The following is a 21,606-nucleotide window of genomic DNA, read 5'->3' as shown; positions in this document are numbered from 1 at the left end:
AGTTCTAAAACTCTTCCCGCTGAGGGAATAATGGGGCAGTGCTTGTCAATCGGGTGATACATGGGGATGCCCGGAGGATGCTTCCGGAACTGGCCGCCGAGGGGTACGCCGAGGGGTTCCGGCTGGCGTATGCGGATCCGCCTTTCAATACGGGGCGGGCCGATCGCGGACCTTTTCGGGACCAGTGGGCTCCGGCGGAGTGGACCGCGCTCATCCGCGATGTTGCCGAGGGTGTGGTGCCTCTGCTTGCGTCTGATGGAAGTTTCTGGGTGCACGTCAGCAGTCGCCAACTAGGCATTGCGCAAGGTGCGTGCGATGCGGCCCTAGGGCACGACCGGTTCATTGGAACTATCTCTTGGGAAAGGACTCGCCGCCCCAGTTACTTGCCGAACCAGCCGATGGCGAATACGACCGATTTCCTCCTCGTCTACGCCAAGGACCCCAGCAAGTTGCGGCAGTTCACCGCGGGAACCACTGAGGCCGGGAAGCGTGTGCCGGTGGCGCATCGAGGAAACCCGATCACACACTTGAGGTTCCCGCCGGGCGCGGTACGGTTCAACTGCCCGGACGGCCCATATCTCGCCGGCGACCACTCGACGCCTGGCATCAATGCAGCACTCATCGAGGACGTTGTAATCCAAGAAGGCCGCAACACCACGCCACTGGTGCTACGTCTTCCGAGCAGGTACAGCCAAGCGACATTGCAGATGATGTTGGAAGACGGCGCGCAATTTCTCGTACCGCGCGTACCTTTTCGGCCTTCCTACCTAGCGGTCGGGGGAAAACCAAAGGCGGTGTCGAATATCTGGTCATGGCGTATGGACGACAAAATGCCCACGAATGAGGACGCATACAAGGAGCAGCAGCTCGCTGGCATCGAGCCATTTCCGTACGCCAAACCTGTCGGGCTTATTGCAAGAATCCTCGAGGTGGCCACAGAACCGGGCGATGCAGTGTTGGACCCCTTCGGCGGCTCCGGGACGACTGCGGTCGCTGCACGGCATACCGACAGAAAGTATGTGCTCATTGAGGAGCAGATGAGCACCATCCGCAAGTTCATCCACCCACGAATTGCAAGCGCATAGGGCAGGCACGCTGGTAGTCGACCTCCTGAAGGGGCGTTGAACGAGAACGCCCTGGTTTTTGTCGGCTCAGGATCTTCGGTCGACTCCTAGCACGGGGGCCCGGGCGTGAAGGTTCAGCAAACATCAAGCGCTTGTGGAGCCGAGCACGTCGCGTTGCGGTTGCTCCGTGGCGAACCTCGAGTCTCCGGAGCGCTCTCACTCTAATCGGAGTACAGCGAAGTAGTTCCGTCTATTTCGGGGGGGGTTCCGCGACACTGATCGAAACGCTAGTTTCCTGCGGTCGATGATCCGCGCGTCCTTCATCCGGCGTCTGCTGCCTTATTCGCCCGACTGTCGATTTCGAAGTGCCCGCTAATCTAGCCGTCGCCCTGTCGCTGTACCCTTCAGCCAAGAACGAGCGAACGGTCCTCTGTAATGTTTCCCTAGACTGTCGACTGTCTGCGCTCCCATGCATGCCGGCCAGATCACTGATCGATGCTTGGCGGGTTCCTGAATCTTCCCGCACGCAGGCTCGCGGAATCACTATCTGAAGCGGGCCTTCCACTATGCGAACATAGTCGACAGCAATCGCCGCGTCCCTCCGGCCAAAACTAGCGTTCAAGTACTCCGCGATCCTGTGCGACTGCTGACCGATTCCGTCCCCCGCGATGACCATACGAAATAGGCCCTCCGCGAGGTTCCGTGCCAAGACGTCACGTTTCGGCCCAGAGCCATCGTCCCGCAATAAGGATGCCCCAGTCCGCATCCTCCATGCCTCGTCGAATCGGTCCACGCTTTTCCCCCATAGCGCCGCCGAATAGGCCAAGATCTGCCCAACGACCGCGCGCTTCACTTGAGAATTGGAGGTTAGCTTGCATTCGACGAGCGTGATCGTGCCATCGTCGTCGACGATCACGAGATCTGCTGGGCCACTTGCAGTACGAAACTCCGTACAGGTCTTTGCCGCCGCGCTGACACCCGGGACAAGCTCGGGACTTGCGGCCAGGATGTCCCGGAGCTCGTACTCGTTCATGAAACATTCGATGGTGGGTCGCCGCCATGCGTCTTCGCCATCGCGAAGCATGATTTGGGTCATCCAAATGCCTTCCTTAGCCAGAACATCGACGCCTATTTTGCGGTGTTATCCCCGCGTCGCTCCATTGCCGCCTTCGAGGAGACTCTCTGCACGGCTCAGAAAGCCCAGTGCCGGATGCCTTCGTAGGGCGCGGACTCCTGCCGGCGTTCCGACAACGAGGAGACCCGCCGCGATGCCCTCTCTGACCAAGTGCTGATGTGCGGTCACGATCAACGGGACTGTGTTGGGCAAAGGGATCTTGACATCTCGAAGGATCAGGAAGCTAGCCTGCCGCTGCAGCACTTGACGAAGGTTCGGTCCGTCCGTCAGTACATCCGAGGCGGAGCATTCCAAGAGTGACCACCGCGCTTGATCGACGAGGCCTCGAGCCGTCTCTATAACTGCGCTACTGCACTCGGCTGACGAGCAACTGGCTAGGGTGAGCAGTGACTGCGAACCCGGGCCACTGTCGAAGGCGTATGCCAGCTCTTCGCTCCACTCGCCCAAATCCATGTCGCACACATTACTAGCGTGATGCGAGGAGTATCTACGTATGAAGCAGTCGATGCGGCGCCTAGGCCTAACCTGAAAGTTAAGGACTACACGTCCGGTCGCGTGGGAATTCCGGCACCCGCACACCAGATCCATGGTCATCCAGCGCGAGGTCGGCACCGACGTCAAAGACTTCCCCACCGGTATCGAGGACGCCATGCGTGAGGCACCGGACATCATCCTGGTCGGTGAGATGCGCGACTCGGAGACGATGCGCGCCGCCATCAGTGCAGCTACCTCCGGGCACACCGTTTTCTCCACCATCCACTGTGAGTCCACGGCGGACGCGCCCACCCGCATCCTGGACTCCATCGAAGCCGCCCGCGTCGCCGACGTCCGCTCCCAGCTGTCCCGGTCGCTGAAGGCGGTCGTCTACCAGAAGCTGCTCCCCAAAAAGGGCGGCGCGGGCCGTGCCCTGGCCACCGAGCTTATGCTGGTGAACCCCGCCATCTCGAACGCGATCCGCACCAACGAGCTGGGCAGCATCCAGGGTCAGCTGAACAACAAGGAGACGGGATCCATCCCGTTCGAGGTCAGCCTCGCCAACCTGTACCACGACGGGCTCGTCAACGAATCGGTCGCCCGCAACGCCGAGATCAAGCAGGGCAGCTTCGACCGGCAGAAGGCAGCTGGCCGTCGCGTCATCTAGGTCAAGCCCGTTGTGAAGTCTTCAGAACTCCAATTTGTCACGGGTTCATCATTGGATACGAGGTCCCGCCGAACACACAAGAGACCGCCCGGCTGGGCGGCCTCTTGTGTGTCATCACGGCAGCAGCTTCAGGTGTTCAGTCGGAAGTGATCTCCGTGACTTCCACGGGTCCGAGTTCTGCGGTGAACGGCGTTGCCAAGAACAGCGATGCGAGGTTCGCCAGGAGCACCACCAGTGCTAACCACCGCAGGCCGGTGTAGCGTCTGTCGCTGAATCGCATCACCCAGGTCCACACGACAGCCAGCCCTGCGATCACGGCGCCCGCGAGTGGCAACAGGAAGATGCCGACGAGTGCAACGAGCGTGACAATGAACCAGATAGCCAGGCCCACACGGCTCTTCTGTGAAACGTCAGCCGGCGAAATCACATCAGTCATGGCGTGAACTCCTTAGAAGAGGCCGCAGACGTTGGCATCTGCCCAGGCCGTCGTGTAGTAGGTGCCACGGAGGCGGAGACAGGAATCTCTTGTCTGTGCACACCCCCTGTGTGCTGTGCTGCTAAACGTAGGACAGGCGGTGTTCTGAATCAATCGGATCGGATCACAATCACAAGACCAGTTTCAGGGCGTGGGAGTCTTGCTCTCATGCGCCGGATGACGCTTAGCGTCCTTTCGAGCGGGCAGCCTCGTCTTCTTCCCGTACCGGGACCTTCCACGCTTGTACTCCACGACAGCCTGCTTCGGGTCTTTCTCAGCGCCGAACTGCTTCAGGTAACGGTAGGCGGTGGCCCGTGACCAGCCGACAGCCTCTGCGGCGTCGACCATAGTGTCGCCGTCGGCGAGGGACTGGCGGAGCATCCGGAGCTTTCGCTCGATGGAATCCGGCTTCGGCGCCGGCCGGCCGAACTGGACCCCGCGTGCCTGGGCCGCCATCACGCCCGCGCGGACCCGCTCATTGATCAGCTCCCGCTCGTACTCGGCCAGCGTCGCGAACAGATGCAACTGGAGGCGGCCCTGCGCCGAACTCGGATCTACGCCGTCGACAATTGAGCGCAGCAGGATGCCATTTTCGGTCATCTCGTTGACCGTGTTGACGACGTCGACGAGGCTGCGGCCAAGACGATCGATACGCCAAACCAGGATTTCGTCCCCCTCCCTGGCATACTCCAAAAGGGCTTTCATCTGGGGGCGGTCACGGGCAGATTTCGCCCCCGACATTTCATCGACGAAAATCCTGTTCCGGGCGACCCCCGCTTCGACCAAAGCCTCGATCTGCATCTCGGCATGCTGGTCTGTGGTGCTCACCCGCGCGTACCCGAGTTTCATGGCGAACTCCTCACAACGAACGTCTCATGTCTCCTTAAGGACTTTCTGGATAAAAGCCTGAGACAGGGTTACTGAGACATATATCAGCCCCCGATGACAGTATTGGCGCGGAAGTAGGCGCGATCTCTCAAGCTAGAGTTTGCGAGACTGGTTCTCGCGCGCTTCTCGACCTTTAGCCCAGAAGTCCTTCTTGAGAAGTTCAGTCTGCTCTATGGGGACCAGGGATTGATCGAGTGGCCGCATTCGGGCATAAAGAGACTTGAGCTCGCCCCGATCTTGGAACAGCCCCATCATGATCGCCCATTTGAGGACTTGCTGTGTGGAGATGGTTCTAATTCCGTTGATCCGAGCGAGCTTCGTGCCGTCGCTGTCGTCAATCAAGAGGATGACATCCTCCCCGCGGGACTTCATTAGGCATCCGTGGGCAATCGCCAACAGCTCGCCCAAGTCCTTCGGGTGCTTCAGCCGCTCAGTGAGAGGCATCCCGGATAGACGCCGCACTTCTTTTGCAAGGTCAGCGTCTTTGGCTAGCGAGGGTAGGACGATTACCCGATCGTGGTCGACAAGCCGTTTCCATCCAGCGGCGACAGATTCGAATCCCCGACCCTTTTTGCGCATGATCTCGTCATCGACAACGTCGGGTGTCAGGAGGGAGTACTGGGTGGCCAGTACGTCATGCAACAAGGACTCCTTGTTGACTGCGCAGAACGTGATGCATGGGCCGGCATCCAGGAGGGACTTCGGCGGAGGTGCTTCTGTGGATTCAGGTACTATGCGGGACCGAAGAATTCGTCGTCGCTCACCGTTAGCTCCGGTACTTCCTCCGGGATGGTCTCATCGGCGGCGAATGCACTCCGTAGTTCGTCAGCGCTCACTTCGCTCAGTCTCGCCAGTGCTTCAATGCTGAGGGCATTCTTCACGTAGGCGCGTGTAGCTCGCTCGACGAGGTTCTGTGGAGGGACGGGCACGCCCGAACGTGCAGCATCGGCACGATAGTCATTCAGGTGCCCGTATGCGGCGGCCAATCCACTGCCGCTCAGACGAGCCCAAGCGGCGCTCTCCTTCTCCGCAATCAGGCCCAGCCTTTCCATTTGAAATCGGGCTACATCGGGAGAAACTCCAAAGTGCCGGGCGACCAGGGCCAGGTCGTGCTTCTCTGCTCTGCGTGCGGGGACCCCATGATCTTTAAGGAGCTCGCTTACGCCATGGAGCGGGGCGAGGAGATGCCGAGCGAACATGTCTGCCCGGCGCTCCTCCGGGGTGCGCGCTGAACAATCATCGACGCTCCCGTTCTTGTAATCCTCGAACACGATGTGGCCCAGCTCGTGCGCGAGGGAGGACCGTTGCCTCTCAGGAACGCTGGTGGTGGCGATTCCCACCACAACCCGGCCGGATTTCGGGTCCTTGAGCACCATCCCATCCAAGCCGGGGGGCATGTCCAGCACTGCGACAAGCGCCGTAGGGCAGACCTCCTCAATCAGGTCCTGTACTTTGCCGATCGGGGCTGTGGCACCATATCCGCTTTGGCTCCGGATTGATGACGCCCTGTCGCAGGCTGATTGCTCGAGTGGGGACACCGTCATGCGGTAATGCCGTGCAGGTTCAGGTAGTCGTCCATCTCAAGGAAGGACAGCAGTTTGTTCCGCACTCCGCTGGTGTCCACGTCGTGACGGCCGGCTCGGTGGGCCACAAGGACCCGATCCTCTAGTGGGTCCTCCTCAAGGATTACCTCCGGACTTACCCCCAGGGTGGAGGCGACGATAAGCACCTCGTCCAGTCGTGGCTCGCGTGTCCCAGCTTCAATCCTCGACAGTGTCGCCTGTGAGATTCCCGTGGAGGCGGCCAGCTCCCTTTGGGATAAATTGGCTCGTTCTCGGAGCCTGGTCATTCGTTCGTGAATGGCAGCAGTCATTGCAGTAACCCGCCTGAATCATTTCTCGTGGTTGGTGATTCAATCTTACCCCAGCGCACTGTGTTTCGCATATGAGGGACGCACCATGGAGCGGATGGACTGAAACACTACTGAATCGTCGGAACCTGCGAAGATTGGCGCACGGAACGATGGATATGAATGGGGGCGTTCCACGTGGGGAAGCACAGCAGACGGCCAATCCAGCTGCCGAAGCCGCAGCTCTTCGACGATGAGAAAGAAGCGGCCAGGAGGAAGCTGGCCTTCCGGCTGGTCACCCTGGCAATGCTGTCGCTCCTGACGGTCATCGTCATAGGCAACATCCAACATGCCTCAGAACCCAACCCGACCCCGAGTGCCCCGGTGGCGGCGGCCGTTTCTCCTGAATGCGAGCAAGCATTCGAGGCCATGCGAGTCGGTTACGACAAGCTGTACGAGCGTGGGGACTTCATCGACGACGAAGCGGATGCGTTGGAGGTACCGCCGCTGAACGAGTGCGCGACGGCCGAGGAGTGGATCACGGCCGGGAAAGCCAACCCTGCGACCCTCGGGCTGATGGACGCTGGCGCAGTAGACAGGACGTCACTTCAGATCAGGTGCGACGTGCATCCGGAAACAGCTGCCTCCTCCAACTAGCCTTGGGGAGCACGGTTTCAGCCGGCAGCTCTATGGCGGGCACGCTTTTACTTCATGAGGGCGCCGAACCTGTCGTAACCGGGCGGCGGGAACCTCTGCCAGGAGCCATCGAAGTGCTTGTAGGTCATGCCCATATTTCCGCCGCTGAACTCGTATCCGGTGTCGACTCGTGGCGGCGGTTTGTAGGACGGATTGATCCCAGCAGCCCACTTCGCCAGGTCTGTGGCGGTCATAATCGCGTCGTACGCTTCCAAGGCGTACCAGGCGCCCCTGACCCATGGATTATTCTTGGCGACCCACTTCGCGCCATCCCATGCGATTCTCAGCCCTTTGAGGGTGAAGTCCTTCGAGGGCTTTGGCACCTCTGGCCTTGCGGTCGCTGGCAGGTTTCGCCATGGGCCGGGCTGCCGGGTGGGCGCTGACTGTGTTGACCCCTGCGACACCGGGACCGTCGGTGTGGGCTGCCAATTTGTCCTCGCGGTGTCCCGGTTCGCTGCCGCTTCGGCTAGGTCAGCAGCCGTTATCGGCGGGGGTGGCGGCGGCTGTGGAAGTATCGGGTTCTCCCACTGTTCGCTGAGCCACGGCGGGATATGGATTTCGCGCGGGGGAGGAACATATGGCGTCGTCATCGCGAACCTCCGATAAGCGGTGAAGCAATGGTGCTCCCGTGCCCGCTTCATTCGCAAGAGCGAAACGCCGTCGATGCGGTGTCGAGGAAATAAAGGAAGGGCCGCCGGGATTTACCGGAAGGCCCTTCGCTAACCCAGTGGTGCTTACGGGTTGGCGGTCTTGTATGCGGTCAGCGCTGCTGCGGCGGTGTCTGCTGCGGCCGGCTGGGTGGCCATGGGTACCGGCGTGGTCTTCACATCGTTCACACCGAACCAGATGCCGGATCCACCCTTCTTGACGGCCCAGTACTTCGTTGCCGTCGCATCGGCTGCGAAGGTTGCGTCCGCGGCGAGTTCAGGAGAGAGCAGGTTCGCCGGCGCTGTGGTCAGTTTGGTCAGCGTGCCGTAGGAGGCGACGGTCTCCCAGCCACGGTCGGTGGACTGGGCCTTGTAGACCTGCTGGGCGGTGACGATCGCGGACAGGTCCTGCTTGGCTGCCTTGTCCTGGGCCCAGGGAACGAGGCCCGAGGTGGAGGCGATGATGCCGCCAACCAGGATGCCCAGGAGCACGACGCCGATAATGATAGACGCAATGTCGAAGGCGCCGCTCTCGCCGGCGGTGCGGTTCTTGAAACGCTTGGATGCTTCGCGGCGGGCTGCCTTGATGCTGGTGATGAAGCTATGCATGGTCGTCCAATCTGTGAGGTTAGTGCAGCTGCAGCCGGCGCCAGGATGCCTCCATGCGCCTTTTCTCTTGGGCTCACGTATAGATGTGCGGCTGCGCGCAAAAATTGGACGAAAAGTTGAATAAGTTTTGGCTCAGGGGCCGGTTGAGGCGTAGAACGCGCCGGTGGCGATGATAGACACGACCAGGACGACGGCAGCTACGTTCCGCTGTGGCCTGCCACCGATCCGGAGGGCCGCCATGACGAAGACGTGCCCGGCAAGAGCCACAGTCAACCAGAGAAGGGCAGCCATCGTGGAGAAGGTGGCCAAGGTGCCGGCAATTGTGGGGAAGAACTTCAGGTCTCCTCCCCCGAAGTATGGCCGGATCTCGGCCGTCAGGTCTTCGGGTGCCTTGCCGGTGGGGTGGTAGTAGATGCCTTTGCCGCGGGTGTAAATCATGCCGGTCGGGGTGAGGACCAGACCGGGGAAATCCGAACGGCTCTGGGGCTTGTTGTTCTGGGACGCCGTACGTCGGGCGTCGGCCCGGTAGGCGTGGAGGAGTTCTTTGGGAGAGGTTGGGGCTGTCATATGGGTTATGTGTACGGCGCCAGCCAGCAAGCTCACCGGGCCGATTCAACGCCGGGATACTGCCGCGGATCCCCTGCTGAGGGCGTGTCCGACCTGTCCGACCACTGTCCGACCAGGTGGTCGGACAGCAACTTCCGCGCCGTTACTGGCCAAAAGGGGGTATATAACTATCTGTCCGACCAGTCCGACTTAAGTTAACTACCTCTACACATAAGGGACCCATAGATAGGAGCTCCCCCTCCTCAGAGGTATATATACCCTTCCTCTCTTAAGTGTCCTGTTTTCCTCGCGGTCTGGTCGGACACGGCCGTTTTTCGACCCAAAAAGGGCGTCTGACTAGGCATTATGCTGTCCGACCACGACGCCGTTTTTGGTGGCCGGCGGTCGGACACGGTCGGACAAATCAGCCCAAAAACCCCGTTTTCAGGTGTTTCGACGTCAAAACACGGCCCATCGGCGGATGGCCGAAAAACGGTATGCGGTCGATCGGAGCAACTTTGGGACCGATTTTTGACGCCGGTTCGAGTTCGACGTCCTCTCGATCGAACCGTCGGAGGGTGCTTCGCGGGTAGGTTTTCGGTCTTCCCCGCACACATGATTGCCATGACAAGCATCGGCATAGACCTTGGCGACCTCGGCATTGAACTTCCTGACGCAGGTTCAGCACCTGTTGAAACACCCGCACCGGCAGTCCCTGAGGGGCGCAACCTGGTCGCGGGATCGACCCTCGCGAAGGCCCTCTACAGTGTGTGGAGCGGTGAGCCCATCACCATCGTCGACTCCCCTCCCGGGGCCGGCAAGACGACCACGGTGTCCGAGTTGGTGGCCTACCTGTGGGAGCGTTCCGACCTCAAGATGGTCATCGCGTGCCCCACCCGCCGGGGTGCCTACGACATGGCCGAGCGCATCGCCCAGGTCCTCGGACCCGACAAGAACGGGCAGCCCCAGGTCGCCCTGAACGTCAACGGAATGAACCCGCCGCCCGGTGTCGCCAAGGGCGGTACGAGTGCCAATGCCCGCATCCCGGTGGTGCGCAGGATCGCCTCCTGCAAGACCTCCAGCCGCCCCGTCTGCGACCTCATGATCGTCGATGAGGCCTACCATGCAACCTTCGCCGATGTATCCGCGGCAGCCGATAACGCCGACCAGATCCTGATGGTGGGAGACCCCGGACAGATCGGTCCGGTCGTTACCGCTGACGTCTCAGCGTTCCGCGGCAAGGACCAGGCACCCCACATGCGCGCCCCTGAGGTGTTCGTCCAGAAGACCGGCGCCGTCGTGCACCGCCTCGACACCACCTACCGGCTCGGCCAGGAAACAGTGGATGCCATCGCACCGCTGTACAACTTCCCGTTCACTTCCTCCCGGCCCGACCGCTACCTGACCGATGAGCACGGCAACCGGGTCTCCGAGATTGTTCCGCTGCAGATCCCTGTTGCGCCCACCCACCAGCACATGGACACCATGCTCACCGTCGCCCGGTACGCCGCCAACCTGGTCGGCACCGAGATGGTCGAAACAGCACGCGACAGTGGGGAGCTGATCCGCCGACCGCTGGAAACCACGGACATCTCCATCGTCGTCGCCCACAACGCCCAGCGAACCGCCATCCAGGCAATCCTGCGCGACAAGTTCGGCATCGAAGGCATCGTCGCGGACACCGCAGACAGCCTCAGGGCGGCCAGTGGCACGCCGTCGTCGCCCTCGACCCGTTCGTCGGCTACACCTCGGCAGGAGCCCACCAGCTCTCCCCAGGCCGCCTCTGCGTCATGGCGAGTCGAGCAATGTCTCACATGACATGGGTCCATGACGGTGCTTGGGAACAGGCTCTCATGACGACCGAGATCGACGAAAAGGAAGCCCGGCTCGGGCTCAAAGTCCGCTACGCGCTCACGGCGGTGTAACGGTGGCTGGTGGACCACCACGTAAGACAACGACAACCTTCATCACCGAGGCCCGGGAGAAACACGGACCGGACCGGTACGACTACTCGATGGTTGATTACACGACTGCCAACGAGAAGGTTTCTATTCGATGTCCCGAACACGGCTTGTTCGGCCAAAGGCCATACGCACACCTGAATGGGGCAGGTTGCCCTGAGTGCGGAGCCGCCGCCAGGCGGGTGTCGATGTTGCAGGACACCGACTGGTTCCGAAACCGCGCAATAGAGGTGCACGATCAGAAGTATGACTACTCTGAAACGATTTACCGGGGCTCACAGCGCAAGCTAACCATCAGGTGTTTCACACATGGATATTTCGAACAGCTGGCGGCACTTCACATCAACGGCGGTGGATGCAGCTCTTGCGCCGATCTTCGCAAAGGACTTGCTCGAAAAATAACGCTCGAGAAGTTCATCGAACGAGCGAACGACATGCATGGCCCGGGCAGGTACGACTACAGCGAAGTCGTGCTCGAGCGAATGATCGTCAAGGTCACGATCATCTGCCCCAGACACGGCGAGTTCAAGCAGACGCCGCATCATCATGTGATGGGAACGGGCTGTCCAACCTGCCGGGAGCCGCGTGGTGAAATCGAGATACGACGCACCCTTCGCCGCTCGGGTATCCCATTCGAGGAGCAGTGGAAGCACCCCCAGTTGAGGAACAAACGCCCGCTTGCTTTCGATTTTGCCGTGCCTGCCATGAAGATCGCCATCGAATTCGACGGTGAGCAGCATCGCCGGCCTGTTCGCTGGGGCAAGGCGAGTGAGGAGAAGGTTCAGCGCGATCATCAGGCGGTTCTCATACGGGACGCCATCAAGAATGAGTGGGCCAGGAAGCACGGTTGGACTCTCATCCGTCTCGATAATGTGAAACAGGTTGAGCCGACCCTTCGCCAGGTCTTGGAGGGCACGGACGCAAGATGCGAAGCCGCATGACGGAATGAGTTCCATCAAACTCAGCACTTCGTCAGCTTCACCTCAAGTACCCGCGGATTGTCGGTTCCGGGTGCCACACTCATGACAGCGTCCGCTGGGGGCGCTCCGACTTGGGGGAACACCATGAGATTGAAATCCGCGCTGGTCACTGCGCTCACCATCGGCCTGCTTTTCACCGGCCTGACCGCGCCGGCCCAGGCTGCAACCACCTACACGACGGATCTGCGCAGCGCGGTCCGGGCCCTACCCGTGGCGGTTGAGAATAATGCCGGCTATGACCGGAACCACTACTTCGGGCAGTGGATCGACCAGAACCGGGACTGCCAGAACACCCGCCACGAAGTCCTCATCTCCGAAAGCAAGATCGCTCCGAAGTTCACGTCGACCAAGCTGTGCTCGGTCGCAACCGGCAAGTGGATCACCACGTTCGACAACAAGACTCACACCTCGGCCACCACCGTCCAGATTGACCACATGGTGCCGGTCCACGAGGCGTGGGGTTCCGGGGCCCGCAACTGGACGCAGGCCCGCCGGGTGGCGTTCTACAACGACCTCGGCTACGCCGGATCACTCAACGCCCAGACCAGCGCCCTGAACTCCTCCAAGCAGGCCTCCGGACCGGAACAGTGGATGCCGCCGGCCAACCAGTGCTCCTACATCGCGCAGTGGACCGTCGTGAAGGCGCGCTGGGGAATGACCGTCGACAAGACCGAGAAGGCCGCGCTGATCAAATGGGCCGACAAGTGCGCCGCGGTGAAGCTCACCATCACGAAAGCCTGATCGAGCCCTGACATCGCTCTCCGATCCTCGACTGAAGCGCCGTCAGCCCCGCCACTCCCCCAGCGCATCGAGTAGCTCCACCCGACGTTCATCCAGATCCCCGGCCTCGAGCTTGAGCCGTTGTGCGTAGAGCCACCGCTGCATACCTCTTTCGGCTGGTCCGCCGAGTTGTTTCGGATGGCGGCTCTGGTCGGCGACGAACCGGAACACGGCCGCGTACCGTTTGTCCCACGCACGATCTCGGCCCACCTTGGACGGCTGAAAGCGTGGCCGGTCATGGAGCATCAGTCGGCGTCCAGCGATGGACGGGTCGAGGGCCACCCGTTGCAGGATCCGGTACCGGACTGTTTCGGCGTTGACGCGGCACCAGCGCGCTATCTGGGCGAAGGTCAGACCGCGCAGGTAGAACAGTAGCCACTCGTCCTCGGACGCCGCTGGCGGCCACGGGTCGTCGCGCCGGCCGGCAGGCTTCTCAGCCGTCATCGTCCTTGCGTTCCGCCGGCAGCTTGTCCAGGTTCCTGGCCGCCTGCTCGTACATGCGGGCTATGTACTCTTCAAGCTTGGACCGCTCAATTCTCCATTGACCGCGGCCGCCCACCTGAATGGCAACAAGATCACCGGAGCGCACCAAAGCGCGCGCCTGCGACATGGAGATGCTGAGCTCCTCACAAACGTCATCAAGCTTCAGGAAACGCGGTCCGGTCATGTCAAAAACCCTACCGGGCAGGACTGCCACCGTTGTGGAGGCGGTCATTTCGTTGCGTTGGGATGATGAGTGTGGACGTCGATGAGGATGACGCTCCTGCCGTCCACGTAGAACCAGATCCGGGCTCCATTCGACAGCTCGTATTGCCGTCGGCGATGGTCCTTGCCCTGGTGGGTCACAAACTCAAGGTCTCCTTTCATCCCGTGACAGGTCGTGTCATCAGTCAAGGGGTCGGTTGTCAGTCGCTCCCAGGCCGTGACGACTACGTTGCGCTGTGTCGCTACTACGTCCCGCCAGCCCTTCTGCGCGTTGGACGTGCCGAAGACGATCTCGTACTCGTTCTTGCGCAGAGGTCGCGAAACAGCTCCCCGCTTCGGGCTCAAGCGCCTGCCCCGGGGTGTGGGACCGATTCGGCTTCGTCGAGCCAATCGAGTTCGGCGTCTGGGGTGACACCGGACGCAACTGCTTCAGCTGTGGCCTTCCACTCGGCCAGGACGACAAACAGCCGGTCGAAGTTGTTGATGGAGACGCAGGCCCGCGTAGTTTCCACGATCTCTGCGGCGAATTGTTCACGCTGTCTGATCGGCAGGAAACCGAGCCAGGGGAAGGGCGCCAGGAGACGCTCGGGGAAGCTGAGGCCGCCAGGTGCCAACGAAGCGGCAGCGAGATTCGCCACCACGCCAAAGGCTGCTTGCTCACGCTCGATCATGCGAGAAGGAAGTAGTGTCAGCGGCTCACCGTCACGGCGTGAGATCGTCACCGGCCCCTCGTCAGCGCTGCGGAACACCTGTGCTGGGTTACGCGAGAGGTCCGAAGAGGTCGCGTGACGGCTAACGGTAGGAACACTCATGTCCCCAATTATTCTGAATACGTTCAGAATAAGCAAGAGCCAGGCGGGCCGCCGGAAGCGACTCAGCGAACGAGGCGGATGATCTCGACCGGCGTGCCGACGATTTCGTGGGTGTCCGATTCGCCGTCTGGGGCGAAGCCGTTACGTGCGTAGAAAGCTCGTGCCCGGGGGTTGTCAGCCGCCATCCATAGGTAGGCGGGATCCGTGCCGACACCCGCCTCCAGCAGTCCCTGCCCTGCTCCTGTTCCATGGTGGCTTGCCAGAACGTAGAGCCCTACCAGCTCAGTGGGCCGCGGACCATCATCGCGCCCGTGACCAACAGACATCCACCCGACGATCTGACCGCAGTCCAGTGCCACCCAGACTTCCGTCGCGCCTTCGCTGATGATGTCGGCCCAGCGTTGGGCCCTTCGCTCGACGTTCAGGGCTGCCAGGGCCTCGGCAGGGGCTAGGTGGGCGTACGCTTCCTGCCAGGACTGCACGTGTACTTTGGCTATTCCAGGCGCGTCATCGGCCTGGGCTCGGCGGACTTCTACCTCGTTCATCCGCCCAACCTACCGGTCCGAGTCGTAGGAGTGATCACAACGGATGCTCACGGTTTCCGATCGTACGGTGAAGATTTCGAGCCATGACGATTCGGGGCCAGGCATCAAGTCCAATAGCAGCCTCCCGCTCGCGAAGGGCGCGGATACCAGGACTCCACGCCGGGGGCGGAACAACGTCGAAGCCGAGACGTGCGTAATATGGCGCGTTCCACGGGACGTTCGCGTAGGTGGTCAGTGTCAGGCTGTGCAATCCCTTCTCAGCTTCAGCCCACGCCTCTGCGGCATCGATTAGGTCACGGCCTCTCCCCTGCCGTGCATACGTGGGGTGAACCGATACCTGCTCGATGTGAGCTGAGCCGTCCAACAGGCCAAGCAGGAGGAACGCAACCGGCAGGCCTGCATCCTCCGTGTGGACGAAGGCTCGCCCTGCATGCTGGTAATCCTGCAGGCTCGCGAGAGGTGCGGGGTCAGACTCTGCGACTAAGTCCATGCCTATTGTGCGAAATGCTTCGTCCGCCGCAGATTCGATCTCGCGCAACAGCTCAAGCTCATCCATCCTCGCGAGGCGCATCATCCTCCCATTCAAGCAAAGTACGTGGCTCAGTCCCGCCACCAGCGGTCAACTGGAGAGATGAACTCCGGATCCCGGTCACGGAACTCCTTGTCGATGGCGTCGGCGAGGCATTCCTTCTGTTCGGTCGTGAGCTGCGTCCAGGTGTGACGGCTGATATACAACGACAGGGACGCAAGCGTCTCCTGTTGCAGGTCTGCCTTCGTCTTCGGCGGAGTGTCGGGTGCGAAGCCGTAGATCGTGCGCATGACTTCGTTGACTGCGTCGATGGCTTCCTGCCCGGCACCGGATTCCTTGAGTTCGTCGAGCTTCTCCTGGGCGATGCGTGCGTGCTCGAGCTTCGAAGCAACCTGTGTCCGGTGAATGAGCGGGGCGAACGCTCCGGCGATCTCCTGGTCGCTTGGAACAGTGTTCATGCGGGAGGCTGTCATGCAGCGGCTTCCTCAGTCGTTTCGGTCGTGGCAGGGGCGGCAACCCGTGCGGTGCGGTGCTTTTCGATGACCAGGGTGGACCCGGCAAGGAGCAGCGCAAGCAAGCTTAGGCCGTTGAAGGCGGGGGTGCTGACACCGATGACGAGTGCTGCGAGAAGCAGAAGTGCCTGGGCTACGCGGTAAGGGTTCATGTCCTACATGTGTGCGGGCATTTTGAATATTCTCACCGGGAAGACCCGTACCGCCCTCCACACACATGGGATCCATGACATCCCACGCCCTTTCCCAGAGTGTCGTCACGATTCAGGCTGGCGGCAGTGCCAGCACCCTTCCTCCGGTGGGAGAGGCACTCCAGTACGTCAACCCTGAAGGCATCAGAGTTATCGCAGTCCACGACAGAGACGGCATGTGGGGTGTCATCAAGGTGTCTCCGCGCGGGGCAGTCACCCACTGGAACTGGGATGCGGACCTGCTGATGGCCGATATGAACGGCGCGCTGGAGTGCACTGTCCTACCGGCGGCCGCCTGAGAGCGCTCGATCGGCAAGATATTTCCGATTCCGGCGTTTCACGGCTCAGGGAGTTCTCGCAAAGGTCGAATCGGCAATATATTGCTGTTTTGGTCTGCCGGGGGTAGCTGAACGCCTACTCAGGCCGCATCGACGAGGTTCGGCTGATCCTGCTCTCGCGCCGTTGTCCCGACGACCGAGTCAGACCGCTGGCAAAGGAGTCGCCTCAAAAGGTCGCCGTTGAGCGAAATGAGCCAGGCACTCAGAATGAAGAACAGCCCGGTCATCGCTTCGCCTGCTGTGCGTCGTGAATCTCCTGGCATGCGGCAGACAGTTCTTCCCGGATGCTGTCCCAGCCGTGCTCCCCAACCCCAGTGCTGAGCAGCTCCTCAGTGATCTCAGGGAGGGCCGGTTCGATGAGCTCGGTCAATGGCGTCCGGTCGGCTGCGCCGGCTCGGCGGATGAGCTTGATGGTGTCCGGGTTGGCGTCTTCGGATTGCTCCGAAAGCCAGCTGGTGTAGATGGTGATGGAGAGCCGCCAGGCCCGCTTTTCCCTCGACGGTGCGACGTCCTTCGACCGGATGGCCCCATCAGCTGAGAAGACCTCTCCGAAGGCGCTTCCGGCATCGGGGCCGTTCCGCAGCGACATCATCAGCATCGCTTCCTTGGGGCTCTTGTAGCCGAGCACTCGGGTCCACGCCGCGTGCCGCTCGTCCCACTCCTCCTGCGAGATGTATTCGGGCTTATCGAAGCTGCCCCTGTAGAAGTACGGCTCGACCTCCGGCATACCGGCGAAGGCCAACTGCAATTCTTCGGCGTCAACGAACGGCAGCAGGAGGTGCCGGTCGGTGTAGGCGTCGTATCCGATGGCCAGCTCGAACCGGTGCGGGTCGTAATACCGGGACGACGGGTCGAGCTTCTCCTGGTCCTCGAACCAGTTCAGGACAGCCTGCACGTGCGGAGCCTCTGGGCGTGGCTCGTTCTTGAGGTCTGCGTTGTCGACGAGGCCGACGGCTTTGTCCGCCAGCCGTGCCGCATCCAGCTCATCGCGGATCGGATCCAGGACGGTCCGCAACCGGGTGATGAAAGCGAAGACATCGGTGCCTGCGGCGAGGCGGCAGCCGTGGTGAAGTTTTGTGCTCATGCCTGCACATGTGTGCGGAGCGAACGATCATCGGCTCCGACCGTATTTGCGCGTCGCCGCACATCTACTGGTGGCCGGACATCGGCCATTCACGGCCGAATAGGAGCTGACATGAGACCACCAGAATGGGTGCGCACCGCTGGACGGCTTCTGCGCTCCTCAACCGGAGCGTTCGACATTTCATCCATCGTGGTGGGCGTCGTCCTGGTGGGGATCCTCACCGGGGGCGTCCTGGTAAGCGTTGGCACCCTCATTCCCTACGCCCAGGATTCGGCAGCCAAGCAGGACCTGTACGCTCTGCGGACCGCGGCGGGTGTGACCCTGTCCACCGGCTCCGGCAGGTACGTTCCGCTGTCGGAAATGACGGACGCTGGACTTCTGGCGGAAAGCACCAGCCTCGCCGCCCAGCCGGACATAGCCGGCGCCTGCTATGTGGCGATCTCCCGGTCGGCCACCGGTGACCCGTTCTACCTCACGGATTCAAGCACCGACGCGAAGCCCCTGACTGACAGCAACCAGCCCGGCTGTCTGGAGGCCGATGCGGTAACGGCTCTGTCCAGCAGCATCGGCGCTCCCCTGCCGGCCCGCTACTCTTCGGACATGGGGATGCCCACGTTCGACTTCAACGGCCACGAATTCATGAAGCGCGACTACGACACCTGGAATCCGGCGCTCGGGGTGGGACCGCACTTCACCGGGGAATGGTACTCATCCCTGGTCACCGAGAACCCTGACGGGTCACTGGATTTGAAGATGTACAACCCGTCCGGGAACTACCCGATGGGCGCCCAGATCATCTCCAAGAAGGCCTACGGGTACGGCACTTACCAGATCACCGTGGAGGGTGACTTCGCGAACTTCGACCCGAACCTCGTCTTCGGTTCGCTGTTCACCTACGACTGGACTGACGGACCAAGCGGCGGGCACAACGAAATCAACGCCGGCGAGTTCTCCAACTGGAACGGCAACGGCGTCGAGGCACTGCTGAACTTCTTCAAGGACACCGGTGGTGACCCGGTCATCGCCAAGGGGGTCCTCTGGCCAGCCGGCGTCACCCAGGCCACCGTCCGGATGACGTGGGAGGAAGACTCGATTGTTTGGGACGTCTTCCAGGGCGCCGACACGACCGGACCGGTGATCGCTCACGCCGAGGAAACGGAGGACATCCCGGTTCCGGCCAACGAACAGGTGAACATCAACCTGTGGGTCAAAGACCGCGGGCTGGCGGCCTATCCTGCACTGAACGTGCCGACCACCATTGTTACGATCCGCGACTTCACCTACACCCGGTAAGGATCAGGCTGCTTCGAACCTGGCTTATGAGCTGGACCTGCTGCAGTCCGAGTCAGAGTAGACCTCAATGACGCGAGTTGGGGCGTCTGGGTAGCCGGCCGCCTCTAGCTCGGCTCGCACGTCAGCCCTAACCGCTTCAACGTAGGCATCGCCTTCGAGCTTGTGTGCCGGGATCTGCCCGTCACCTGACTTCGACTCATGCAGGATCTCTTTCCACTCTTCGAGCTCAGACGTGGAAACGACAGAGTTGGATAGCGCCTGGTCAGCGACGTCAGATGCTTCCACGGGCACCTCGTCGGACAACGGCTCAAGCCACCATCGCGCAGTACATTCTCCGCCTTGAACGGAGAAAGCTTCCTCCCGGTCCGGCGTCCCATATGTACTACCGCACGCTGTCAGGCCGCAAAGTAAACCGAGGGCGGCAACCCACTTTGCTACATGTTTCCCCATGCGGAAATCTTACTGGTAGCGACTGTCGAGCATCAGGTGGTAGAGGTCAGGCGGCTTCCTGCCAATCCAACGCAACCGTTAGCGGTCGGGGAGCCGGCCGCCGAAGGTCGCTCTCCCACGCAAGATCGACCCGCTCATGGGCCCTGGCTTCCAGTGCCCGAAGCGACGGCGTGGTGCGAAGCTTCTCGAAGCCGTGCATGTCGTAGAAGTCCCGCCGTGCGGCGATCGACGCGTTGATCTCGTCCCAGTCGAGGATCCGCTGCTCAAAGATGGCGGCGCTGATCCGGTTCACCCGGCGCTGGCGGTCCTCAATGAGTTCGAGCTGCTCCTCGGGGTGGCCCGAGTAGCCTCCGGTACGGAAGGTGCGTCGCGCATCATCCAGCGCAGCCTTGGCTTTCATCAACTCACGGTTGGTCCTGCTCAACGGCATGGAGGTGGGACGTCGGAAGAATGGGAATCTCATAAGCCCTCATGTGTACGGCGAAGGTCGCCCTGCTGCCCGGTGAGCTTCACCATTCACGCCACACACATGGCGGTAATGCAGATACTTCACATCCAACCCAGGAATTACGGCGAACAGCCCGTGGCCCTCCACTTCGATACCGACGAGCAGGTCCAATTCGCTTGGCAGTGGATTGTCGAGAACCGCCGCCTCGACAGCTTCTCCTACCGACCCGAGGCAGAAGGCATCGACAATGACCGTGCTTTCGTCGAGGACTACCTCTCGAAGTACCGCACCACCGGCGAATTCCGGTCGATCTCAGCTGTACTGATCAGGCGGCTCATCCAAAACTTCTGGGGTGAAGACTTGAACCGCACGATCGCCGCGCTCATCACTCCCACACGGGAGGTGCCCCATGCAGACGCCTGAGATGAAGAAGTTCACAGGAACCGGCGGCAGCACCATCCTGATCACCCGTGAACCCACCCACGACGCCGAGAAGAGCCGTGACAGGGTTTCGCTGGCGCTCTTCGATGGAGCGCACTTCAACACGACGCACGTCGCGTCGGAGCAGAGTGAGGGCATCTGCCGCATCGTTCAGCGGGACGTGGAACGCCGGGATGCAGAGAGCTCGCCGATTTACCTGTACGACTTCACGTTCCACAACGTCACCCTGATCTCCAGTGATGAAGGCATACTCACGTACACCGGTTGGCTCACGAGTGTCCGCTGTTATGACGACGGTGGGGAGCCGCCGAAGGACAACGGAAGCTATCAGTGGCTGCCACCTCATTCTCGGCACTTCGCCCACTACATTCCCTGCAAGGTCCACATCACGATCAGCGCCAGCCGGTAGGCTCATGCCGATGCCGATGCCGATGCCGATGCCGATCGTTTCGTGGAACTGTGCGATGGGCTTTGCCAAGAAGCGGCACCTCGTCGAATCGCTGAACCCTGACATCGCGATCCTGCCCGAAGTGTCGATGAAGGCCATCACCGAGTCGGATGTGCCGTTCAAGACGTGGGTGGGGTCCAACCCGAACAAGGGTCTCGGTGCGCTCGGATTAACCGACCGCACCTACGTTGAACACGAGGCAGGACCGCTCCTGCCGTGGCATATCCCGTTCAGCGTGGACGGCCTGAACGTCATTGCGTTATGGGCTCATGTCCGTACGCGCGAGCTGCGCTACGTCCGGGTCACCCATGAGGTCGTTGACCGACTCACCGAGTTCCTCCAGCAGGCGCCGTCGCTGCTGATTGGTGACTTCAACAGCAACACCGCCTGGGACAAGAAGCATCCGGGCCGGACTCATTCGATGCTGGTCGACAAGCTCGCCAGACTGGGCCTGCACAGCGTCCACCACCGCCAAGCCGACATCGCCCACGGGGTTGAGGATGTGAAGACGTACTTCCACACGAAGAAGCTCCACTTTGGGCACCACATCGATTACGCGTTCCTCAGCGACGGTGTTTCAGCCAGGCTTGAGGTCGGCGCCCACGAGGACTGGCTGCCCTACAGCGACCACATGCCGCTCATCCTCGACGTCGAGAAGGATTGATGCCTACTACGCGTTCGTTTCGTCACGCTCCTGCCACTCGGTGACAACCCGGTGGCCAGGGTTCAAGTAGGTGTGGTTGTCCGTGATGACTTTTTCGCACTTCGGTGTCGATACTGTCCATGTGCCTGGACAGGTCTTGCATTTGGTCTTCGCCGAGCCGGTGTCCACTATCGGTGTTTGGATCTTGGCGGGCTATTTCGCCCTCGGCGTGCTCATGAACGCCATCTCCCGCAGCAAGCCGGAACGCCTTATTATGACGCCAGTAGCGCTCCTGCTCGCCATTCTTTACTTTGTCGTGGCCACGTCCTCCACCTCGTAATCCAAAAGTCGGCACGTTGCCTTTTCCATCGGTGCTCCGCACGGTTGAACTGGCAG

30 protein-coding genes are annotated in these 21,606 nt (G+C 61.3%); 12 read left to right on the top strand and 18 right to left on the bottom strand.

What is annotated here, in order from left to right:
• Positions 1-77: 77 nt before the first annotated feature.
• Together AC1MBU_RS04905 and AC1MBU_RS04900 are read left to right on the top strand one after the other, a co-directional pair.
• A complete protein-coding gene (locus tag AC1MBU_RS04905) occupies positions 78-1,085 on the top strand; it encodes a DNA methyltransferase (RefSeq protein WP_479789718.1) in 1,008 nt (335 codons plus the stop codon).
• 1,700 nt (positions 1,086-2,785) lie between these two features.
• A complete protein-coding gene (locus AC1MBU_RS04900) occupies positions 2,786-3,340 on the top strand; it encodes an ATPase, T2SS/T4P/T4SS family (RefSeq protein ID WP_479789014.1) in 555 nt (184 codons plus the stop codon).
• Between the two features lie 136 nt (positions 3,341-3,476).
• Here the strand turns inward: AC1MBU_RS04900 and AC1MBU_RS04895 are convergent, their stop codons facing one another.
• The 5 genes from AC1MBU_RS04895 to AC1MBU_RS04875 all read right to left on the bottom strand — a co-directional run bounded on the left by AC1MBU_RS04895 (position 3,477) and on the right by AC1MBU_RS04875 (position 6,552).
• Complete coding sequence (locus AC1MBU_RS04895; RefSeq protein WP_479789012.1) at positions 3,477-3,776, bottom strand: hypothetical protein; 300 nt, start codon at positions 3,774-3,776, stop codon at positions 3,477-3,479.
• A gap of 183 nt (positions 3,777-3,959) precedes the next feature.
• Positions 3,960-4,664: a recombinase family protein gene (locus tag AC1MBU_RS04890; RefSeq protein WP_479789010.1), complete on the bottom strand. Its 705-nt coding sequence runs from the start codon at positions 4,662-4,664 to the stop codon at positions 3,960-3,962.
• A gap of 132 nt (positions 4,665-4,796) precedes the next feature.
• Complete coding sequence (locus AC1MBU_RS04885) at positions 4,797-5,345, bottom strand: PIN domain-containing protein (RefSeq protein WP_479789008.1); 549 nt, start codon at positions 5,343-5,345, stop codon at positions 4,797-4,799.
• An 89-nt stretch (positions 5,346-5,434) separates the two neighbouring features.
• Entirely contained in the window at positions 5,435-6,247 is an 813-nt protein-coding gene (locus AC1MBU_RS04880) for an ImmA/IrrE family metallo-endopeptidase (protein WP_479789006.1), read from the bottom strand.
• Positions 6,244-6,552, bottom strand: a complete 309-nt coding sequence (locus tag AC1MBU_RS04875) for a helix-turn-helix transcriptional regulator (RefSeq protein ID WP_479789004.1) — start codon at positions 6,550-6,552, stop codon at positions 6,244-6,246. The genes AC1MBU_RS04880 and AC1MBU_RS04875 overlap by 4 nt, the downstream gene beginning before the upstream one ends.
• A gap of 183 nt (positions 6,553-6,735) precedes the next feature.
• Here AC1MBU_RS04875 and AC1MBU_RS04870 point away from each other — a divergent pair, with 183 nt between their 5' ends.
• Positions 6,736-7,209, top strand: a complete 474-nt coding sequence (locus AC1MBU_RS04870) for a hypothetical protein (RefSeq protein WP_479789002.1) — start codon at positions 6,736-6,738, stop codon at positions 7,207-7,209.
• Positions 7,210-7,256: 47 nt separating this feature from the next.
• Here the strand turns inward: AC1MBU_RS04870 and AC1MBU_RS04865 are convergent, their stop codons facing one another.
• The 3 genes from AC1MBU_RS04865 to AC1MBU_RS04855 form a co-directional block, all read right to left on the bottom strand.
• Positions 7,257-7,442 carry a hypothetical protein gene (locus AC1MBU_RS04865; RefSeq protein WP_479789000.1) on the bottom strand — a complete coding sequence of 62 codons (186 nt, stop codon included), beginning with the start codon at positions 7,440-7,442 and terminating at the stop codon, positions 7,257-7,259.
• Between the two features lie 540 nt (positions 7,443-7,982).
• The gene (locus AC1MBU_RS04860; RefSeq protein WP_479788999.1) at positions 7,983-8,504 is read right to left on the bottom strand and encodes a hypothetical protein; all 522 of its coding nucleotides are present in this window, start codon (positions 8,502-8,504) and stop codon (positions 7,983-7,985) included.
• 132 nt (positions 8,505-8,636) lie between these two features.
• The gene (locus AC1MBU_RS04855) at positions 8,637-9,071 is read right to left on the bottom strand and encodes a hypothetical protein (protein ID WP_479788997.1); all 435 of its coding nucleotides are present in this window, start codon (positions 9,069-9,071) and stop codon (positions 8,637-8,639) included.
• 594 nt (positions 9,072-9,665) lie between these two features.
• On the opposite strand from AC1MBU_RS04855, the gene AC1MBU_RS04850 reads away from it, so the two are divergent.
• The 3 genes from AC1MBU_RS04850 (at position 9,666) to AC1MBU_RS04840 (ending at position 12,732) form a co-directional block, all read left to right on the top strand.
• Entirely contained in the window at positions 9,666-10,868 is a 1,203-nt protein-coding gene (locus tag AC1MBU_RS04850) for an AAA family ATPase (protein WP_479788995.1), read from the top strand.
• 331 nt (positions 10,869-11,199) lie between these two features.
• On the top strand, positions 11,200-11,952 hold the full coding sequence (locus tag AC1MBU_RS04845; RefSeq protein ID WP_479788992.1) for a hypothetical protein: 753 nt from the start codon (positions 11,200-11,202) through the stop codon (positions 11,950-11,952).
• Between the two features lie 123 nt (positions 11,953-12,075).
• Positions 12,076-12,732, top strand: a complete 657-nt coding sequence (locus AC1MBU_RS04840; protein WP_479788991.1) for an HNH endonuclease family protein — start codon at positions 12,076-12,078, stop codon at positions 12,730-12,732.
• Between the two features lie 42 nt (positions 12,733-12,774).
• On the opposite strand, the gene AC1MBU_RS04835 is transcribed toward AC1MBU_RS04840, so the two are convergent.
• The 8 genes from AC1MBU_RS04835 to AC1MBU_RS04800 form a co-directional block, all read right to left on the bottom strand.
• Positions 12,775-13,215, bottom strand: a complete 441-nt coding sequence (locus AC1MBU_RS04835) for a helicase associated domain-containing protein (RefSeq protein ID WP_479788989.1) — start codon at positions 13,213-13,215, stop codon at positions 12,775-12,777.
• Positions 13,205-13,438, bottom strand: a complete 234-nt coding sequence (locus tag AC1MBU_RS04830) for a helix-turn-helix domain-containing protein (RefSeq protein ID WP_479788987.1) — start codon at positions 13,436-13,438, stop codon at positions 13,205-13,207. Before AC1MBU_RS04830 ends, AC1MBU_RS04835 begins: the two co-directional genes overlap by 11 nt.
• 44 nt (positions 13,439-13,482) lie before the next feature.
• Positions 13,483-13,821 carry a hypothetical protein gene (locus AC1MBU_RS04825; RefSeq protein WP_479788985.1) on the bottom strand — a complete coding sequence of 113 codons (339 nt, stop codon included), beginning with the start codon at positions 13,819-13,821 and terminating at the stop codon, positions 13,483-13,485.
• Positions 13,818-14,288, bottom strand: a complete 471-nt coding sequence (locus AC1MBU_RS04820) for a type II toxin-antitoxin system Phd/YefM family antitoxin (protein WP_479788983.1) — start codon at positions 14,286-14,288, stop codon at positions 13,818-13,820. Before AC1MBU_RS04820 ends, AC1MBU_RS04825 begins: the two co-directional genes overlap by 4 nt.
• A 62-nt stretch (positions 14,289-14,350) precedes the next feature.
• Positions 14,351-14,833, bottom strand: coding sequence for a GNAT family N-acetyltransferase (locus AC1MBU_RS04815; RefSeq protein ID WP_056549828.1), 483 nt, complete (start codon positions 14,831-14,833; stop codon positions 14,351-14,353).
• Between the two features lie 34 nt (positions 14,834-14,867).
• On the bottom strand, positions 14,868-15,323 hold the full coding sequence (locus AC1MBU_RS04810) for a GNAT family N-acetyltransferase (protein ID WP_235563336.1): 456 nt from the start codon (positions 15,321-15,323) through the stop codon (positions 14,868-14,870).
• Positions 15,324-15,433: 110 nt separating this feature from the next.
• Positions 15,434-15,835: a hypothetical protein gene (locus AC1MBU_RS04805; RefSeq protein WP_479788979.1), complete on the bottom strand. Its 402-nt coding sequence runs from the start codon at positions 15,833-15,835 to the stop codon at positions 15,434-15,436.
• The gene (locus tag AC1MBU_RS04800) at positions 15,832-16,026 is read right to left on the bottom strand and encodes a hypothetical protein (RefSeq protein ID WP_479788977.1); all 195 of its coding nucleotides are present in this window, start codon (positions 16,024-16,026) and stop codon (positions 15,832-15,834) included. Before AC1MBU_RS04800 ends, AC1MBU_RS04805 begins: the two co-directional genes overlap by 4 nt.
• 74 nt (positions 16,027-16,100) lie before the next feature.
• Between AC1MBU_RS04800 and AC1MBU_RS04795 the strand changes: the two genes are divergently transcribed.
• A complete protein-coding gene (locus tag AC1MBU_RS04795) occupies positions 16,101-16,364 on the top strand; it encodes a hypothetical protein (RefSeq protein WP_479788974.1) in 264 nt (87 codons plus the stop codon).
• 262 nt (positions 16,365-16,626) lie between these two features.
• Here AC1MBU_RS04795 and AC1MBU_RS04790 read toward each other — a convergent pair whose 3' ends face one another.
• Positions 16,627-17,487 (bottom strand): hypothetical protein, encoded by an 861-nt coding sequence (locus AC1MBU_RS04790; RefSeq protein ID WP_479788970.1) that lies wholly within the window; start codon positions 17,485-17,487, stop codon positions 16,627-16,629.
• 111 nt (positions 17,488-17,598) lie between these two features.
• Here AC1MBU_RS04790 and AC1MBU_RS04785 point away from each other — a divergent pair, with 111 nt between their 5' ends.
• Positions 17,599-18,780 (top strand): LamG domain-containing protein, encoded by a 1,182-nt coding sequence (locus tag AC1MBU_RS04785; protein ID WP_479788968.1) that lies wholly within the window; start codon positions 17,599-17,601, stop codon positions 18,778-18,780.
• A gap of 496 nt (positions 18,781-19,276) precedes the next feature.
• Here AC1MBU_RS04785 and AC1MBU_RS04780 read toward each other — a convergent pair whose 3' ends face one another.
• Positions 19,277-19,630: a hypothetical protein gene (locus tag AC1MBU_RS04780; RefSeq protein ID WP_479788966.1), complete on the bottom strand. Its 354-nt coding sequence runs from the start codon at positions 19,628-19,630 to the stop codon at positions 19,277-19,279.
• A 138-nt stretch (positions 19,631-19,768) separates the two neighbouring features.
• Here AC1MBU_RS04780 and AC1MBU_RS04775 point away from each other — a divergent pair, with 138 nt between their 5' ends.
• From AC1MBU_RS04775 to AC1MBU_RS04760, 4 genes are all read left to right on the top strand, one after another.
• Positions 19,769-20,101, top strand: a complete 333-nt coding sequence (locus AC1MBU_RS04775; RefSeq protein WP_479788964.1) for a hypothetical protein — start codon at positions 19,769-19,771, stop codon at positions 20,099-20,101.
• Positions 20,088-20,528: a hypothetical protein gene (locus tag AC1MBU_RS04770; protein WP_479788962.1), complete on the top strand. Its 441-nt coding sequence runs from the start codon at positions 20,088-20,090 to the stop codon at positions 20,526-20,528. Before AC1MBU_RS04775 ends, AC1MBU_RS04770 begins: the two co-directional genes overlap by 14 nt.
• Before the next feature lie 10 nt (positions 20,529-20,538).
• Positions 20,539-21,231 (top strand): endonuclease/exonuclease/phosphatase family protein, encoded by a 693-nt coding sequence (locus AC1MBU_RS04765; RefSeq protein WP_479788959.1) that lies wholly within the window; start codon positions 20,539-20,541, stop codon positions 21,229-21,231.
• 121 nt (positions 21,232-21,352) lie between these two features.
• On the top strand, positions 21,353-21,550 hold the full coding sequence (locus AC1MBU_RS04760) for a hypothetical protein (protein WP_479788955.1): 198 nt from the start codon (positions 21,353-21,355) through the stop codon (positions 21,548-21,550).
• Positions 21,551-21,606 lie beyond the last annotated feature (56 nt).

The organism is Arthrobacter sp. PTI12 (genome assembly GCF_056679915.1).
Note: the sequence above shows the minus strand (reverse complement) of the source record. Positions and strands in the feature narration are given on the sequence as shown.

Excerpts from the sequence above, each read along its gene's own strand:
- AC1MBU_RS04770 (WP_479788962.1), top strand. The coding sequence starts at position 20,088 with ATGCAGACGCCTGAGATGAAGAAGTTCACAGGAACCGGCGGCAGCACC.
- AC1MBU_RS04865 (WP_479789000.1), bottom strand. The coding sequence starts at position 7,442 with ATGACCGCCACAGACCTGGCGAAGTGGGCTGCTGGGATCAATCCGTCC.
- AC1MBU_RS04815 (WP_056549828.1), bottom strand. The coding sequence starts at position 14,833 with ATGAACGAGGTAGAAGTCCGCCGAGCCCAGGCCGATGACGCGCCTGGA.
- AC1MBU_RS04795 (WP_479788974.1), top strand. The coding sequence starts at position 16,101 with ATGACATCCCACGCCCTTTCCCAGAGTGTCGTCACGATTCAGGCTGGC.
- AC1MBU_RS04835 (WP_479788989.1), bottom strand. The coding sequence starts at position 13,215 with ATGACGGCTGAGAAGCCTGCCGGCCGGCGCGACGACCCGTGGCCGCCA.
- AC1MBU_RS04805 (WP_479788979.1), bottom strand. The coding sequence starts at position 15,835 with ATGACAGCCTCCCGCATGAACACTGTTCCAAGCGACCAGGAGATCGCC.
- AC1MBU_RS04900 (WP_479789014.1), top strand. The coding sequence starts at position 2,786 with ATGGTCATCCAGCGCGAGGTCGGCACCGACGTCAAAGACTTCCCCACC.
- AC1MBU_RS04875 (WP_479789004.1), bottom strand. The coding sequence starts at position 6,552 with ATGACCAGGCTCCGAGAACGAGCCAATTTATCCCAAAGGGAGCTGGCC.
- AC1MBU_RS04820 (WP_479788983.1), bottom strand. The coding sequence starts at position 14,288 with ATGAGTGTTCCTACCGTTAGCCGTCACGCGACCTCTTCGGACCTCTCG.
- AC1MBU_RS04905 (WP_479789718.1), top strand. The coding sequence starts at position 78 with ATGCTTCCGGAACTGGCCGCCGAGGGGTACGCCGAGGGGTTCCGGCTG.
- AC1MBU_RS04780 (WP_479788966.1), bottom strand. The coding sequence starts at position 19,630 with ATGAAAGCCAAGGCTGCGCTGGATGATGCGCGACGCACCTTCCGTACC.
- AC1MBU_RS04830 (WP_479788987.1), bottom strand. The coding sequence starts at position 13,438 with ATGACCGGACCGCGTTTCCTGAAGCTTGATGACGTTTGTGAGGAGCTC.
- AC1MBU_RS04895 (WP_479789012.1), bottom strand. The coding sequence starts at position 3,776 with ATGACTGATGTGATTTCGCCGGCTGACGTTTCACAGAAGAGCCGTGTG.
- AC1MBU_RS04840 (WP_479788991.1), top strand. The coding sequence starts at position 12,076 with ATGAGATTGAAATCCGCGCTGGTCACTGCGCTCACCATCGGCCTGCTT.
- AC1MBU_RS04800 (WP_479788977.1), bottom strand. The coding sequence starts at position 16,026 with ATGAACCCTTACCGCGTAGCCCAGGCACTTCTGCTTCTCGCAGCACTC.
- AC1MBU_RS04890 (WP_479789010.1), bottom strand. The coding sequence starts at position 4,664 with ATGAAACTCGGGTACGCGCGGGTGAGCACCACAGACCAGCATGCCGAG.
- AC1MBU_RS04765 (WP_479788959.1), top strand. The coding sequence starts at position 20,539 with ATGCCGATGCCGATGCCGATGCCGATCGTTTCGTGGAACTGTGCGATG.
- AC1MBU_RS04880 (WP_479789006.1), bottom strand. The coding sequence starts at position 6,247 with ATGACGGTGTCCCCACTCGAGCAATCAGCCTGCGACAGGGCGTCATCA.
- AC1MBU_RS04785 (WP_479788968.1), top strand. The coding sequence starts at position 17,599 with ATGAGACCACCAGAATGGGTGCGCACCGCTGGACGGCTTCTGCGCTCC.
- AC1MBU_RS04850 (WP_479788995.1), top strand. The coding sequence starts at position 9,666 with ATGATTGCCATGACAAGCATCGGCATAGACCTTGGCGACCTCGGCATT.
- AC1MBU_RS04855 (WP_479788997.1), bottom strand. The coding sequence starts at position 9,071 with ATGACAGCCCCAACCTCTCCCAAAGAACTCCTCCACGCCTACCGGGCC.
- AC1MBU_RS04810 (WP_235563336.1), bottom strand. The coding sequence starts at position 15,323 with ATGGACTTAGTCGCAGAGTCTGACCCCGCACCTCTCGCGAGCCTGCAG.
- AC1MBU_RS04870 (WP_479789002.1), top strand. The coding sequence starts at position 6,736 with ATGGGGGCGTTCCACGTGGGGAAGCACAGCAGACGGCCAATCCAGCTG.
- AC1MBU_RS04860 (WP_479788999.1), bottom strand. The coding sequence starts at position 8,504 with ATGCATAGCTTCATCACCAGCATCAAGGCAGCCCGCCGCGAAGCATCC.
- AC1MBU_RS04775 (WP_479788964.1), top strand. The coding sequence starts at position 19,769 with ATGCAGATACTTCACATCCAACCCAGGAATTACGGCGAACAGCCCGTG.
- AC1MBU_RS04845 (WP_479788992.1), top strand. The coding sequence starts at position 11,200 with ATGTTGCAGGACACCGACTGGTTCCGAAACCGCGCAATAGAGGTGCAC.
- AC1MBU_RS04790 (WP_479788970.1), bottom strand. The coding sequence starts at position 17,487 with ATGAGCACAAAACTTCACCACGGCTGCCGCCTCGCCGCAGGCACCGAT.